Origin of the sequence: Veillonella sp. VA139 (assembly GCF_003992005.1) — a bacterium.
Lineage (GTDB): Bacteria > Bacillota > Negativicutes > Veillonellales > Veillonellaceae > F0422.
On the sequence record NZ_RQVL01000011.1, the window covers coordinates 26,927 to 42,846 of the forward strand.

Sequence of the window (15,920 nt, forward strand, 5' to 3'; positions counted from 1 at the left end):
CAATGAGTGAAACAAAACGTAAAGTACCGAAACTCAGATTCCCTGGGTTTACGGAAGATTGGGAACAGCGTAAGTTGGGGGAGGTTGCATCCTTAAGAGGAGGATATGCATTTAAAAGTGATAAGTTTTTGAAAACAGGTGTACCAATAATAAGAATTTCAAATATTTTATCAGATGGAATTATTGGGGGAGAATTTGCGTATTATTATGAAGAGCAAATGGAAGAAAATTTTCTAGTAAAAGATAAATCTATACTTATTGCAATGTCTGGTGCAACAACAGGTAAAGTAGGTATATTACACTGTGAAGAAAACCAAAAGTTTTACCAAAATCAGCGGGTAGGATATTTTGAACCAAATGATCAATGGAGTTATAAATTTATAGGTGCATTTGTTAAATCTAAACTATTTGAAAAACAGCTAGATTCTGTTTTGGTTGCTGGAGCACAACCTAATATATCGTCACGAGATATAAATGATTTTGATATTTGTATCTCTAAAGATATAAATGAGCAAAATCAGATAGGAGTGTTTTTCGAAAAGTTCGATAACCTCATCACCCTTCATCAGCGTAAGTTAGAAAACTTAAAATTGAAGAAAAAAGCATTACTGCAAAAATTGTTTCCGAAAAATGGCGAACAATTTCCAGAACTTCGTTTCCCAGGGTTTACGGATGCTTGGGAACAGCGTAAGTTGGGGGAGGTTGCATCCTTAAGAGGAGGATATGCATTTAAAAGTGATAAGTTTTTGAAAACAGGTGTACCAATAATAAGAATTTCAAATATTTTATCAGATGGAATTATTGGGGGAGAATTTGCGTATTATTATGAAGAGCAAATGGAAGAAAATTTTCTAGTAAAAGATAAATCTATACTTATTGCAATGTCTGGTGCAACAACAGGTAAAGTAGGTATATTACACTGTGAAGAAAACCAAAAGTTTTACCAAAATCAGCGGGTAGGATATTTTGAACCAAATGATCAATGGAGTTATAAATTTATAGGTGCATTTGTTAAATCTAAACTATTTGAAAAACAGCTAGATTCTGTTTTGGTTGCTGGAGCACAACCTAATATATCGTCACGAGATATAAATGATTTTGATATTTGTATCTCTAAAGATATAAATGAGCAAAATCAGATAGGAGTGTTTTTCGAAAAGTTCGATAACCTCATCACCCTTCATCAGCGTAAGCTAGAACACTTACAACTACAGAAGAAGGCTCTTCTTCAACAGATGTTTGTCTAGTATAAGTAGATAGGCAGTATACACTTTCATCTATCCAACTCGAACAGATGACTACAGAGATAGTATGTCACGATTCGAGAATGATAACAGATGTATGCTTTCTGCACTTTCACTAGCTATATACAGATAGTTTCAGACTGTAAGGCAGTTAGACTTACTTTCAGATGATAAGGTATTCTGCTTACTTTCAAATACTTTTACAAAAAAATACAATATACAAAAACAGATACAAGAGAGATATAACAAAGGAGATTTTTATGGCAAATGTAAAAGCGCAAACGATTTCTAGCCAATTATGGGCGATTGCCAACGATTTACGTGGCACAATGGACGCAAGTTCTTTCAAAGATTATATTCTACCCTTCTTATTCTATAAATATTTGTCCACTCATCAAGAAGAATACTTGGTGGATAGTGGTTTGGTCGATCCTTCTGAAGGGAAATCTGTGAACGAACTGTATAAGGAGATTGTGGAGCAAGAGGGCTTGGAAGATTGCCTGATGGATATTGCAGGTTCTTTGGGGTATGCTATTAATCCGGAAGATACTTGGGTGTCTTTAACGGAAAGCATTCATAATGGCACGGTCGTCCCTGGGGATTACCAACGCATCTTTGAAAACTTTAATGCCAATGCAGAAATTAATCAAGAGGCGTCTGCAGATTTCAGAGGGATTTTTAACTACATCAACTTAGGCGATTCTGGTTTGGGTTCTACCACAGCAGGACGTACGAAAACGCTCAATGCGGTAGTGTCTAAAATCGATGAAATCGAGTACAAGGATGAAAGCGGTAAAGATATTCTAGGCGAAATTTATGAATATTTAATTGGCAAGTTTGCAGCCAATGCAGGTAAAAAAGGTGGCGAGTTCTACACGCCTCACGAGGTCAGTATCATTTTGGCAAAATTGGTAACAGCGAATTTGGAGAACCGAGAAGATACTTTCACAGTCTATGACCCGACCATGGGTTCTGGTTCCTTGCTGCTTACGGTGCGCAACGAGATTCCTGATGGTTCCCGTCAAGGAGCGGTGAGTTTTTACGGGCAAGAGCTGAACACGGTGACGTACAACTTGGCGCGCATGAACCTCATGATGCACGGCGTGACCTATAACAATATGAATTTGCACAATGCGGACACCCTTGAAAGTGATTGGCCAGATGGGGTGGACCACGATGGCATTGATCGTCCGCGATCCTTTGATGCGGTGGTGGCTAATCCTCCGTATTCTGCGAAATGGGACAATAATGAAAGTAAATTGAAAGACCCTCGTTTCAGTGATTATGGCAAGTTGGCGCCGGCGTCTAAAGCAGATTATGCTTTCATCTTGCATAGCTTGTACCATTTGAATACAGAAGGAACGATGGCCATCGTATTGCCACATGGTGTACTATTCCGTGGTGCTGCAGAAGGTAAAATCCGGGAGACTATCATCGAGAAAAATTACTTGGATGCAGTCATTGGATTGCCAGCGAACTTGTTCTATGGCACGAGCATTCCTACCACGATTTTAGTGTTTAAAAAGAATCGCACGAACCGTGATGTGTTGTTTATCGATGCCAGCAACGAGTTTGAAAAAGGGAAAAACCAAAATAACTTGAGTGAAGAAAATATTGCTAAGATTATCGATACTTACCGCAACCGTGTGGATGTAGAGAAGTACGCACATGTGGCAAGCCTAGAGGAAATTAAGGAGAACGATTATAACTTGAATATCCCTCGTTACGTGGATACCTTTGAAGAAGAGGAAGAACTGGATCTTGACGAAATTAATCGTATGATTGAACAAGATAACCGTGACATTGCGGCGTTGGAAAAAGAAATTGCAGAACAGTTGGCACTGTTGGGAGTGAAACTGTAGAGCATTGTGAGGCTTGGAGGGAGGAATATTCAATGCTATCAATGGATCATTATACATATTGGAAAGAAGGCGTGGCCGAGGGACGGGCAGAAGGTCTAGCCGAAGGTAAAACTGAAGGTAAAGCTGAAGTTGTGGTTCAGATGTTACGTAAGCAATTATCCTTAGAAATGATTGCCGAGGTTACCAACTTTACGGTAGAAGAAGTAACGGCTATTGCGAGAGAGCATGCATTGATGTAAAACATATACATATACATATAGAAAATAAGAGCGATATGGCTAATATTGATTAGCCGTATCGCTTTTTGCTGTGTAAGTACTTACTGTTAAGAGTGTGTAATATTGGTAGGAAATTTTAAAGGGTAAATTGTTCTTAAATAGAAGTGTAACGTTAGATAGTAAAGGTGTATCTACCTAGAGTCTAATTGTGGTATAATTTTGGTAAGAATGAAAGTGAGGCATTGTATGCGTATTAAATCATTCGATGAACTGACCATTCAGGACAATTTTATCTTTCAAAAGGTCATGTTAAAGAAACCGATTTGTAAGGCTGTGTTGGAACGGTTGCTGGATATTTCTATCAAGGATATTGTTTACATTCAGGAGGAGAAAACTCTGGATGTGAGTTTGGAAACGAAAAGTGTTCGTTTAGATGTGTATGTGAATGATGACAGAGGAACTGTATTCAATATCGAAATGCAAACCAGCAAGGATATGGAAGAACTGGTAAAGCGCACGCGCTTTTACCAAAGTATTTTAGATATGTATCACTTGCAAAAAGGCCAGAAGTATATGAGCCTAAATGATTCGTATATTATTTTTATTTGCACTTTTTCGGTGTTTAGTGGAGATCGCCATAAGTATACGTTTAGGAATATTTGCATGGAAGAACATGATATCCTGTTGAATGATGGGGCTACAAAATTATTTTTAAGTACGAAGGGTAAAATGGATGATATTTCAAAACCGTTACAAAGGTTTCTGGATTATGTGGATGGTCAAACTGCATCGGATGAGTTACTACGAGATATTGAAAATGCCGTAGATGAAGCAAAACATTGTGAGGCTTGGAGGGAGGAATATTCAATGCTATCAATGGATCATTATACATACTGGAAAGAAGGTGTAGCCGAGGGTCGGGCAGAAGGACGCGCAGAAGGTCTAGCCGAAGGCTTGGCCAAGGGGGAATCTCGTGGCAAATCTCAAGTCGCAATTCAGATGTTACGTAAGAAATTGTCCTTAGAAATGATTGCTGAGGTTACTAACTTTACTGTAGAAGAAGTAAAAGCTATTGCGAAAGAGCATGCTTTAATGTGATGTTATATTATAAATATTAAGAATTAGACTCTTCTGTTTCTATAGTTATAAATCCTACAAGAAAAAACACCAAGAAAATTAGATTTGTAAAATCTTATGTTTTCTTGGTGTTTGTCAGTTTTAGATGTATTTAACCAGTTCTCTATGCCTTTATTATATCGGTATGAAAGTTTTACGATAAGTTTATCAATTATAACTAATTATCATAGTAATGCTTTAGTATACAAAGTATGCATAATAACTTATTTATGTACATATGAGTATGTACGAAATACAAATAACGATGTATAATATAGTAAGTTTATTGATACATATTATTGATTTAGGGACTCTTATGAATAAGAAATTATGTTTCCTTATTTCTCCTGAGTAATAATTAGTATTTCTAGTACTTACCGAGTGTGTAAGTGAATAAAAGACCTCCTTAGTTGGACTAAGGGGGTTTTTCTGTGTTTTTAAGGTGCTATAGATTCTATATAATTTGGTAAGAGGACTATAAGCATCGTATAGAAAAGAGGTAAGCATGAAAATTACACGTCATGTATCAGCAGTGATGGCTGCATTAGTAGTAACAGGAATGTCTTATTCCACAATGGCTACAGATATTACTAAGTATAGTGATAAAGCAGAAAACTTAATTGGTTTATCGATGGGCTCTCAAAAGCAAATGGAACCTGAGGTTAAGCATATAGAAGACACGTTGACCGTCAATGTACATGGTAAAAGCTTGATGGAAATGGAGAACGGTAAAAGTAAAAGTAAAAATGTAGCAGGGATTTTTATTGGATTCGGATCTCAATTGACCATAGATAAAGATCTTATTGTACGATTACAAAATGATGCACCAGCAGATAAAAGAGAATTGGGACATTATTATATGAGTGCTGTCTATGCTGGTCTTGGTGGTAAGGTGCCACATCATAATGATAATCCTAACAGAGACTATGGTGATAGCAATATTCATGTGAAAGGCAATGTAGATATTGACGCTGTGGGAGTAGGATTACAAGCTAATCACCGAGGCCATATTATCGTTGATGGCGGTGGTCGTATTATAACGCATCCTGTTACAACGTCAGATATCTATTCTGTTGTGGCATAAGAGGGCGATGTCTATGTGAATGCAGGTACCGATGGTAAACACCCAGGTACGAAAGATTTGGTGGCTGTTGGTAATGTAGGGTTAATTAATAAAGATTATGGTGATAATCCAAATCCTAATGAAGCGCCAGCAAATATCGGACTCGCTTTTACAACCTCTAATTCTAGTCTTACTGGTGCTGTGTTAAATGAATATGCTGAAAGTAATAATAATCCACATAATTCTGGTGCCGATATCTATTTACAAAATGGTGCTACTTGGAATAATGAATGGATTGGTAAGGATCGACCTACACCAAAAAAACCACGTCCATCAGGAGATAATGTAGCATACTTATATAAAGGCAGTAAAGTTCGTAATCTTGTAGGTGGTACAAATCCAACTGCAGCAGGCATAATTCATCCTATCGATGCTCGCCCTATTACGATTCAAAACTATAGTGGTTTTGTAAATGCTGATTATAAAACAGGTGTGCCAGCCAGCGAAGCGGGCAATGGCCAAATCATCATCCAACATGCTGCTGATCATAGTCACATCACTATACAAGGTGATAGTGCTAAGAATTTGACTGACGATGCAAGTTATCTTGAAGAAATGAAATCCTTAGCCACTAAATTACAATATACGGGAAATGATACGAAACTAGCTGCAGCTGTTCAAGTTAATGAAGGTATTACAAGACCGGCTGCTATGACTGAACTTGGTGCAAATGCATTTGATGCACACGGTAATCTTGTTGTTGCTGATACTGCGACTGTCACACATGCTAGTGAATCTTCCTTGGTAAGTGGTACGAAATCTGCTCTTACATCTACAGCGATAGCTTGGCACAATACTACGAACGATTTACAACGTCGTTTAGGGGATCTTCGTTTGACTAATACGAACCAAGGTGTATGGGCTAAATACATCGGTGGCAAATCTAACATGACAAATGGTGCCGATACTCATATGACATATAATGGTGTACAAGTTGGTTATGATCATAAGGTATCCAATGATTGGATTTTTGGTGGCGTCTTAGATTACAGTACGTCTAGCAACTCCTATGCCGTTGGCAACGGAGACAGCAAAATCGCTGGTATTGGGTTATATGGTACAAAACAACATGATGATGGACGTTACTTAGATATCATCGCTCGTGGAAGTCGCTTGTCCAATACTTACAAACTTCACTCACTAGGGGGACATCAATTGAATGGGGATTATCATACATTTGGTACCTCTTTCAGTGCTGAGTACGGTAAACGTATTAAGAAACAAAATGGTGTCTACATGGATCCTAGTGTAGAATTCATTGTAGGTCGTTTGAATGGCGTGTCCTATGATGCTAATGTTGTTGGTGGTGGCTCTATGCATGTGAAAGCGGACGCTGTTAATTCTGCTGTAGGTCGATTGGGCTTTGGCATTGGCAGAGAAACACAAACATCCAATATCTTTGCGAAACTCACATTGGCTCATGAATTCTCTGGTAAGGTGAATACAAGATATTCAGCACCAGGTAATCCAACAGTGCATACAGAACTTGATTTGAAAGATACATGGCTTGATGCTGAAATTGGAGGATCCTGGAGCGTTCGTCCAAGTACATATGTATATGGTACATTCACTAAAAACTTTGGTGCTACTATAGACAATACATGGCGTGTTGATGCGGGAGTACGTTATAACTTCTAAGTAAATCTTGCACTAATAGGGACTGTAACAAAATGTAATATAGTTAAAAATCTTACTTTTAAGAATAAGCGATACAATAGGTTTCCCCCAGTTGTATCGCTTTTGATTTTGTAATATAGATGCTTGTATTTCTACCTCCCTGTCTAGTATGTATGGTATAATAATTTAATACTAGTGCGACTAGTTTTTATAGATTGTAATGATATGACATAGCTATTATGTATAGTAATAGCGTAGTAAATATAGGCAGTAGTGCTGTTAGGAAGGTTTGAGGTTTTCATGGATACGTTTATTGTGGGTCGTAATGCTGTGCGTGAGGCGCTAAAATCAGATCGTGGGATTCATCGTATTTTAGTGGCGGAAGGTAAGCAAGGTGGCTCGCTTTCAGAGATATTGGGTTTGGCAAAGTCTAAGGGCATAGAGGTTCGTCGTGTGAAGGAACGGGATTTACAGAAATATCCTAGTGATGTGCCGAATCAAGGTGTGGTAGCCTTGGTGAATGCGGTGAAGTTCCAAGAATTGCAAGATGTGTTGCTGGCATGTACGGAAGAACATCCGTTGTTAATTGTAACGGATGGTGTGGAAGATCCTCATAATATGGGTGCTATCATTCGTACGGCTGAGTGTGTAGGTGCTACGGCGGTGCTAATTCCTAAACGTCATAATGCGCCTATTAATGCCACTGTAAGTAAAACATCTGCAGGGGCTGTGGAATCGATTCCATTGGTGCAAATTGGCAATGTAGCGCAGACGATTGAGCAATTGAAAGCGCAAGGATTCTGGGTGATGGGTGCTCATATGGATGGAACTGTGATGTATGATGTGAACATGACGGGTCCTATTGTGTTGGTCATTGGCAATGAGGGAAAAGGTTTAAGTCGTTTGACGAAAGAGTTGTGTGATGTATTAGTAACGATTCCCATGTTTGGTACTATTAACTCTTTGAATGCCTCTGTGGCAGCAGCCATTCTTTTATATGAAGCGAGACGTCAACGATAATAGGTATACTATGAAAAAAGATATTTTAATTGTAGATGGGTATAATGTTATTTTTGACTGGCAAGATTTGAAATCTCTTAGTAAAGAGTCTTTAGAGCATGCGCGGTTGGAACTTCGTCATCGTTTGCTCAATTATGGTAGTTATAAGGGCTATAAGATTATTCTTGTTTTTGATGGAAAGCATGCTCCTTTCACAGCTGATGAACAGAGAATTTCTGGGGATTTCATCGAGGTTTTTACAGGCACTCATGAAACGGCAGATGCGTATATTGAGCGTGAAGTATTTAGTAAAAAGGGTCAATATAAGACAATCTATGTAGTCACAAGCGATGGGGAAGAGCAAAGTCAAATTCTAGGGTTTGGAGGTCTTCGTATATCTGCCCGTGAATTGCGTCATCAAATGGAACTGGCAAAGCAAGATGAGCGTAAACGCTATACGGGGCATCATAGACGAGATGCCATGACATTACAACGCAATGAACTAGGGGCCCATATTGATGGAGATGTGGCTGAAAAATTAGAACGTATGAGACGAGGGGAGCTATAAAAAAAGAGGGTTAACTAAGAGAAACTACATTTCTCCTTGTTAACCCTCTTTTAGAGTTCATTATAGAGCATTTACTTTAGCCGCTAAGTTGGATTTTTTGCGAGCTGCAGTATTTTTATGAAGAACGCCTTTGGAGGCTGCTTTATCAATTACGCTTGTAGCATGAACTAGTGCATTTTTAGCTTCTTCTACAGCGCCTGCTTGAACAGCTTCTACAGTCTTACGAGTAGCTGTACGAATTTGAGATTTTACAGCAGAGTTTTTCGCACGACGTTCAGCATCCGTCTTTACGCTTCTAATACTGGATTTAATATTTGGCAATTGAGTCACCTCCTTGTGATGTACTGTATTATTACTAAAGTAGTATATCATAGGGGTGATAGTTTTGCAACTTTTTTTTGTAGGTTCTCTTGTGAAAGTACTGTATGTACCTAGGGTTTATTAGTTGTATGTGTAGATTTTATTCCCACGTAGTCAGGGGAAATATGATATAATGAAAAATACATACATCAGTAAATAGGAGATATATCGATGAAAAAATTAATGATTATAGATGGCAGCAGTTTATTATATCGTGCATTTTTTGCACTACCACCATTACAAAATGCATTAGGAGTTCCTACGAATGCGGTATATGGTTTTTTAACTATGTTATCAAAGCTCTATGAAGAAATCAATCCCGATTACATTGCAGTGGCATTTGATAAAGGTAAACAAACATTCCGTATGGATATTTACGAAGACTATAAAGGAACTCGTCAAAGTGCGCCTGATGAGTTGCGACCACAATTTAGTTTAATTCGCGAAGTCTTGGAATCCTTAGGGATTATTGTCATTGAAGAAGAAGGATTTGAAGGCGATGATATCATTGGTTCTTTAAGTAAAAAATGGGGCTCTTCAGACCTTTCAGTTCATATTATTACTGGCGATAGAGATAATTTGCAATTAGTCGATGAGTATACCAGTGTGTTTTTAACGAAAAAGGGCATCACGGACATGCTTCATGTGACGATGGCTAATATGGAAGAACTCTATGGGTATGGTCCTCAAATGGTTATTGAAATGAAATCTCTTATGGGAGATTCTTCTGATAATATCCCAGGGGTGCCTGGTGTTGGTGAGAAAACAGCACTTAAATTGTTGAATCAATATGGTACATTAGAAGGTGTGTATGAGCATATTGAGGAACAAAAGGGAAAATTGAAAGAACGATTAGTAGACAATAAAGACTTAGCGTTCATCTCCCATCAACTAGCTACCATCAAAACAGATATGGAAATGCCGTATACACTAGAGCAATTTGTTCCTGTTGTACATCGTGGCGAAGTGACACCTTTATTTGAAAAGTTGGGCTTTCACGCAGTAACACCAAGACTATTAAAGGCTATGGGTGTTTCAGAAGAAGGGACATTATTCGATCAATTCTTAGCTTCACCAGCAGAAGAAATTGAATTAACTCATGTTACAGAAGTACCACGAGAATTTTATGAAAATAAAATAATCAGCGTTGTTCTAAAAGAGGCAGGAACACATCCATTTAGGACGATAGAAGCCTTATATCTATATAATGGGGAAACCCAATTAGTTGTGAATGGATTTGTAGATGTAGCACATTTAGAAACAGTCTTTGAAGGGGCCAAGGAACTTGTTACAGATAATGCAAAATTGTTATTTGAAGTGTTAGGTACTGAAACAACAGGTCGTATTTCTATTATGAAAGAAGATACTGTTCATATCAAAGATGTCACATTAATGGCGTATTTACTCGATCCTACACGAGCAAACTATGGTATGACCTATTTATGTGAACGATTTGGACAACCTGCCATTCCTGCTACGGAAAATGAAACAGAGTGGGCTTTACAAGCACAAGCTTTATACCATATGCATGAGAAAGCTATGGAAGAGATGCAAACAGCCGGTGTGTGGGATCTATATAGAGATATTGAATTGCCATTATTACGTACTCTATGTGTACTAGAAAAAAATGGTATTTACATGGATGTAGACCAATTACACACTACATTGGAACGCTTTAAAGTAGAAGTTTCAGAATTACAAGAAAAAATTTATGCTTTAGCAGGGGAATCTTTCAACATTAATTCGCCGAAACAATTGGGTGTCATTTTATTTGAAAAGTTGCAACTGCCTGTGATCAAGAAAACGAAAACAGGCTATTCTACAGATGCGGAAGTCCTAGATATGCTCAGAAATGACCATGAAATTGTGGCGCAAATCTTGGCCTATCGTTCAGTGGTAAAATTGGTATCCACTTACTTAGAGGGATTTGAAGGACTTGTGAATCCTCATACTAACCGGATTCATACTTCTTTTAATCAAATGGTAACAGCCACAGGTCGTTTGAGTAGCTCGGATCCAAATTTGCAAAATATTCCAGTACGCAGTGAAAAAGGTCGTGAAATCCGTGCCTTATTCAAGCCAAACGATGGTTTTGATATGTTCGTCAGCGCCGATTATTCACAAATTGAATTGCGTATTTTGGCGCATTTATCAGAGGATCCAGCCTTAATTCAGGCCTTCCAAAATGGTGAAGATATTCACCGTTTTACAGCGGCAGAAGTATTAGGGAAATCCTTAGAAGAGGTAACGCCACTGGAGCGTTCTCATGCAAAGGCTATTAACTTCGGTATTATTTATGGTATTAGTGACTTTGGCTTGTCTCGTGACTTAGGTATTACAAGAGCAGAAGCAAAAGAATATATTGAGTTATATTTCAGTCGCTATCCACAAATTAAGTTCTATATGGACCGCATGGTGCAAGAAGCCCATGAAACTGGAACTGTACGCACTATGTTTGGCCGTGTTCGCCCATTACCTGATATTAATAACCGTAACTTTAGCCGTAGATCCTTTGCGGAGCGTACAGCTATGAATACACCAATTCAAGGGACAGCGGCAGACATTATTAAGTTAGCCATGAACCAAGTAGAACAAGCGCTAGAAGAGCAAGGCTTACAATCCCGTATTTTATTACAGGTACATGATGAACTAGTGCTAGAAGTAGTAGAATCGGAACAAGCGCAAGTAGAAACTCTGTTGCGTAATTGTATGGAACAAGTAGTAACATTACGAGTGCCATTGCAGGTAGATGTGCACAGTGCACAGAACTGGGCAGATGTAAAATAATAGAATTTTATAATTTCGATGCTATCGTTTGTGTAAAAATAGTTAAGTATGAGTAGAATCAAATGTGGGGTGTAAATATGTATAAAATCGGACTCACAGGAGGCATTGCGTCTGGTAAAAGTACAGTGTTACGATGGTTACAAAAAAAAGGTGTTCCCTATATTGATGCAGATGTAGTGGCTAGAGAAGTTGTTGAGCCAGGAACACCAGGTTTGCAAGAATTGGTACAGGCTTTTGGACCTAATACAGTGCTAGAAGACGGCACATTACATCGTGCTTATATTGGTAGTCTTGTATTTTCAGATTCCAAAGCATTGGAGACCATCAATTCTATATTGCAACCCCATATTAGACATCGTATACAAGAATTGACAGAAGAATGGGAAGCAAAGGGAAAACAGGCTGTTATCTATGATATACCATTGATGTTCGAAACAGATTGGCATACACAGATGGATGAAATTTGGCTTGTGTACGTAAACCCTGTGACACAACTAGAACGTTTGATGAAACGAAACTCTTACTCTGAACAAGAAGCGCTAGACCGAATCCATAGTCAAATGAGTTTAGAGGAAAAACGTGATTTAAGTACAGTGGTCATAGATAATTCTGGGACTATGAAACAATTAGAAAAACAATTACGTAAATTATGGAAAACAGCGAAAATTCACTTTCAGAAGGAGGAACTATGAGGGTATCCACAGCATTTGCTTGGTTAATCGTTGTTCTTACGGCCTACTATGTGCAATATGGACAACCCTATTTAGCCAGACAGTATGCGTATCCGTTAGTGTATGAAAGCGCAGTAATGAAAAATGCATCTACCTACCATGTACGACCATCTATGGTTGCGGCTGTTATCTATACGGAGAGTAAATTTGATACAAATGCAAAATCTTTACCAGGAGCCATTGGATTGATGCAGTTGATGCCTGAAACAGCGCACTGGATTGGAGAACAATTAAATCAGTCTAGCCTGTCCGACCAAGACATTAAAGAACCGAACACGAACATACAATTAGGGACTTGGTATTTATCATATTTATTAGAAGAGTTCAAAGGTAATGAAATTTTAGCCTTAGCAGCCTATAATGCAGGACGTGGTCATGTGGAGGAATGGATGCAGACCTATGGTTGGGATGATAATTTTGATGATGTAGACAAAATTCCATTTCCAGAAACAAAAGATTACGTGAAACGCGTGATGGCACATGAAGCACAGTATCAATCATTATATAGTCAATTACGATAAGGAACGAATCCATGGATGCAATCATAAAAGAATGTGAAACCCTCGATTTATCATGGTTAGAACCCACCATTGGAGACTTTCACTTAGTGGTGGAACAACAAGCCATATCATCTACTGTATATAGTCTCTTTTATTATACAAATGACAAAAATTGGCGTTGGTCAGTTCTCTATGATACAGAAGTAGGGGATTATATGGTGCGTATTACAGTGCCTTTAGTAGAGTTTGTAGATATTGCTTTCATACGAGAGTCTTTAACACCATTTTTGGAGAACTTAAAAGCCAATTATAAAGCATCTATAATGACACGATTCATGGAGCCTCAAAAGGGATTTGTGTACGAATATAAGAAAAAGGGTATACCCCAGTGGAATTATGGAGAGGTATTACCACAAATAGTCGAAGGGTATCATTTAGATGTGACGCCGCATACAGCATTAGATATGATTAATGGTTCTTATATTATTGGTACCTATATCAAAGATAATGAGGAAACAGGAGTCGTCTTATTTTATAATACATTCCGAGATGAATTTTTTGGTGAAACTAGACAACAAGGGTATCCAGGAATTACACATGACTTGGATGCGACCACGATAGATAAATTTGAGCAAGCTTTGACGAATCATTTGCAAGAAGTATTACTTAGTTTATAACCTGCCTATATTATTTACTAAGATAAATGGTACATTTTTAGGTAGTATGTAATAGTAATACTTTTGTATAGTGAACAGACATAGGATAGGGGAAGTATTTTGGAACAGATTCGAATAGAAAAACTAGGAAAATCCTTTGGGGTACGAGAAATCTTTTCTAATGTATCTTTTACCATACGACAAGGAGAACGTCTCGCTTTAGTTGGCCCGAATGGGGCTGGTAAATCGACGTTGATGAAATGCATACTTGGCATAGAAGAACATGATGCGGGGATCATTGTGAAAGACAGTAGTATCACCATTGGCTATTTACAACAAGATGTCAATTTAGGTGATGCTAGTTTAGAAGAAGAAATTCAAACGGCTTGGGCTGATGTACAGCACTTAGAATCCCAGTTACAAGCGTTAACGACAGAATTAGAACATCGAAATGCCACAGAACAGGACTTGCGTCGTTTATCCTATTTACAAGAGCGATTGGAATGGCTTGGTGGATATGATTATGAAAAACAAAGCCAACGTATTGCTTATGGTTTAGGATTTAGTGACGAAGATTTAAAGAAGAAAGCTAGTGAATTTTCGGGGGGACAAAAAACGCGTATTAACTTGGCGAAAGCCTTGGTGCGCCGACCTGACTTTTTATTTCTTGACGAGCCTACGAACCATCTAGATATGCCCATGTTAGAGTGGTTAGAGGGATATTTAAAATCCTACAAAGGTGGTATTGTCATCATCAGCCATGACCGATATTTCTTAAATCAAGTGGCCACAGAAGTGGTGGAATTATCTCATCATAAAGTGCATACCTATAAAGGTAATTATAGCCAGTTCTTGAAACAACGAGAACAGCAACGAGTGGCGTACCAACGTGCCTATGAAAAACAACAGGAACACATTCGTAAAACGGAAGAATATATTGACAAATATCGAGCGGGCATAAAATCTAAAATGGCTCGTGGTCGTCAATCACAGTTAGATAGACTTGAGCGATTAGAGGCACCAGACCAAGATAGAGAGTTCGCTTTTACCTTTCCTAAACCAGAAATGAGTGCAGACCGAGTGTTGATGGTGGAAGATGTGTCTATTGGATATGATGTAGAACATCCAGTGGCTACACATATTACAACAACGCTACGTCGAGGAGATGTGGTAGGATTAATTGGTGCGAATGGAGCTGGAAAATCGACTCTTGTAAAAACAATTATGGGGGAACTTAATACACTGGATGGATCGATTACCACTGGAAATCGTGTGCAGACAGGCTATTTCTCGCAAGAACATGAAGAGTTACATCCTACTTGGTCTGTGTTACAAGAGATTATGGCTCCTTATGATATGTCAGAAGAATCTGCCCGCAGCGTATTAGGAGCCTTTCAATTTAGAGGGGATGATGTGTTCAAATTAGTAGGCGATTTATCAGGGGGAGAACGGGCAAGGGTAGCCTTATTACAGTTATTTTTAGAAGGTCGTAACTTCTTAATCCTTGACGAACCGACAAATCATTTAGATATCCCTACACGAGAAACAGTGGAACAAGCCTTACAACAGTTTGAAGGAACTTTGTTAATCATCTCCCATGACCGGTATTTGTTAGATGCAGTGGCTAAACGCATTGTGGTCTTAGATAATGGTGGCATTGAAGAGTTCCATGGTAATTATTCGTATTATAAAGAAAAACTGTTGGAACGGTCTGTGTTAGCAGCCCAACGATTAGAAGCGGAGCAGATGAAGTGCAACAATATGTCCAGCAATACAGCAGGAAAGGTTAACAATGCTGGAGATACAGCAGTGAGTACTGATTCTAATGCTGATATACATACTGGTACATCAGAGGTTGCTATAACAGAGGAACAACATACTAGCCATTCAGAAGCAGTGACAGCCCCTAAAAAGAAAACGAATTCTTTCATGCTAGAAAAGGAATTAGCTAAAGTAGAGTCAGATATTGCACGGTATGAGGCGACTGTTAAAATGTATACGGTACAGCTACAGGCCCCATCTATACAAGGAGATATTTCAGAATATGAACGATTATCTCAAGAGTTGGCCAATACAACATCACAGTTAGAGACCCTCTATGAACGGTGGGAACACCTTAGTGAAGAGGCTTAGGAGGTT

12 protein-coding genes and 1 pseudogene are annotated in these 15,920 nt (G+C 38.4%); 12 read left to right on the forward strand and 1 reads right to left on the reverse strand.

Annotated features, from left to right (window positions below; translation table 11 throughout):
- The first annotated feature begins 2 nt into the window (after positions 1–2).
- The 7 genes and pseudogenes from EO125_RS05240 (at position 3) to EO125_RS05270 (ending at position 8,747) form a co-directional block, all read left to right on the forward strand.
- Positions 3–1,247: a restriction endonuclease subunit S gene (locus EO125_RS05240; RefSeq protein ID WP_127147985.1), complete on the forward strand. Its 1,245-nt coding sequence runs from the start codon at positions 3–5 to the stop codon at positions 1,245–1,247.
- A 257-nt stretch (positions 1,248–1,504) separates the two neighbouring features.
- Positions 1,505–3,106 carry a type I restriction-modification system subunit M gene (locus EO125_RS05245; RefSeq protein ID WP_127147986.1) on the forward strand — a complete coding sequence of 534 codons (1,602 nt, stop codon included), beginning with the start codon at positions 1,505–1,507 and terminating at the stop codon, positions 3,104–3,106.
- 32 nt (positions 3,107–3,138) lie between these two features.
- Entirely contained in the window at positions 3,139–3,345 is a 207-nt protein-coding gene (locus EO125_RS05250) for a hypothetical protein (RefSeq protein WP_127147987.1), read from the forward strand.
- Positions 3,346–3,570: 225 nt separating this feature from the next.
- Positions 3,571–4,422 carry an Rpn family recombination-promoting nuclease/putative transposase gene (locus EO125_RS05255; RefSeq protein ID WP_164726444.1) on the forward strand — a complete coding sequence of 284 codons (852 nt, stop codon included), beginning with the start codon at positions 3,571–3,573 and terminating at the stop codon, positions 4,420–4,422.
- Positions 4,423–4,945: 523 nt separating this feature from the next.
- A pseudogene (locus EO125_RS05260) lies at positions 4,946–7,201 on the forward strand (autotransporter outer membrane beta-barrel domain-containing protein).
- A gap of 279 nt (positions 7,202–7,480) precedes the next feature.
- A complete protein-coding gene (gene rlmB / locus EO125_RS05265) occupies positions 7,481–8,200 on the forward strand; it encodes a 23S rRNA (guanosine(2251)-2'-O)-methyltransferase RlmB (protein WP_127147989.1) in 720 nt (239 codons plus the stop codon).
- 10 nt (positions 8,201–8,210) lie between these two features.
- The gene (locus tag EO125_RS05270) at positions 8,211–8,747 is read left to right on the forward strand and encodes an NYN domain-containing protein (RefSeq protein WP_127147990.1); all 537 of its coding nucleotides are present in this window, start codon (positions 8,211–8,213) and stop codon (positions 8,745–8,747) included.
- A gap of 60 nt (positions 8,748–8,807) precedes the next feature.
- On the opposite strand, the gene rpsT is transcribed toward EO125_RS05270, so the two are convergent.
- Positions 8,808–9,068 (reverse strand): 30S ribosomal protein S20, encoded by a 261-nt coding sequence (gene rpsT, locus EO125_RS05275; RefSeq protein WP_127147991.1) that lies wholly within the window; start codon positions 9,066–9,068, stop codon positions 8,808–8,810.
- Positions 9,069–9,278: 210 nt separating this feature from the next.
- Between rpsT and polA the strand changes: the two genes are divergently transcribed.
- From polA to EO125_RS05300, 5 genes are all read left to right on the forward strand, one after another.
- Positions 9,279–11,894 (forward strand): DNA polymerase I, encoded by a 2,616-nt coding sequence (gene polA / locus EO125_RS05280; RefSeq protein ID WP_127147992.1) that lies wholly within the window; start codon positions 9,279–9,281, stop codon positions 11,892–11,894.
- Between the two features lie 77 nt (positions 11,895–11,971).
- Positions 11,972–12,586 carry a dephospho-CoA kinase gene (gene coaE / locus EO125_RS05285; protein ID WP_127147993.1) on the forward strand — a complete coding sequence of 205 codons (615 nt, stop codon included), beginning with the start codon at positions 11,972–11,974 and terminating at the stop codon, positions 12,584–12,586.
- On the forward strand, positions 12,583–13,146 hold the full coding sequence (locus EO125_RS05290; RefSeq protein WP_127147994.1) for a lytic transglycosylase domain-containing protein: 564 nt from the start codon (positions 12,583–12,585) through the stop codon (positions 13,144–13,146). Before coaE ends, EO125_RS05290 begins: the two co-directional genes overlap by 4 nt.
- 11 nt (positions 13,147–13,157) lie before the next feature.
- Positions 13,158–13,802, forward strand: a complete 645-nt coding sequence (locus EO125_RS05295) for a hypothetical protein (protein WP_127147995.1) — start codon at positions 13,158–13,160, stop codon at positions 13,800–13,802.
- A gap of 99 nt (positions 13,803–13,901) precedes the next feature.
- A complete protein-coding gene (locus EO125_RS05300; protein WP_127147996.1) occupies positions 13,902–15,914 on the forward strand; it encodes an ABC-F family ATP-binding cassette domain-containing protein in 2,013 nt (670 codons plus the stop codon).
- Positions 15,915–15,920: the final 6 nt, after the last annotated feature.

Bases quoted from the DNA above. Each gene is read 5' to 3' on its own strand.
- coaE (WP_127147993.1), top strand. From the start codon at position 11,972: ATGTATAAAATCGGACTCACAGGAGGCATTGCGTCTGGTAAAAGTACA.
- polA (WP_127147992.1), top strand. From the start codon at position 9,279: ATGAAAAAATTAATGATTATAGATGGCAGCAGTTTATTATATCGTGCA.
- EO125_RS05250 (WP_127147987.1), top strand. From the start codon at position 3,139: ATGCTATCAATGGATCATTATACATATTGGAAAGAAGGCGTGGCCGAG.
- EO125_RS05245 (WP_127147986.1), top strand. From the start codon at position 1,505: ATGGCAAATGTAAAAGCGCAAACGATTTCTAGCCAATTATGGGCGATT.
- EO125_RS05270 (WP_127147990.1), top strand. From the start codon at position 8,211: ATGAAAAAAGATATTTTAATTGTAGATGGGTATAATGTTATTTTTGAC.
- EO125_RS05290 (WP_127147994.1), top strand. From the start codon at position 12,583: ATGAGGGTATCCACAGCATTTGCTTGGTTAATCGTTGTTCTTACGGCC.
- EO125_RS05255 (WP_164726444.1), top strand. From the start codon at position 3,571: ATGCGTATTAAATCATTCGATGAACTGACCATTCAGGACAATTTTATC.
- EO125_RS05240 (WP_127147985.1), top strand. From the start codon at position 3: ATGAGTGAAACAAAACGTAAAGTACCGAAACTCAGATTCCCTGGGTTT.
- EO125_RS05295 (WP_127147995.1), top strand. From the start codon at position 13,158: ATGGATGCAATCATAAAAGAATGTGAAACCCTCGATTTATCATGGTTA.
- rlmB (WP_127147989.1), top strand. From the start codon at position 7,481: ATGGATACGTTTATTGTGGGTCGTAATGCTGTGCGTGAGGCGCTAAAA.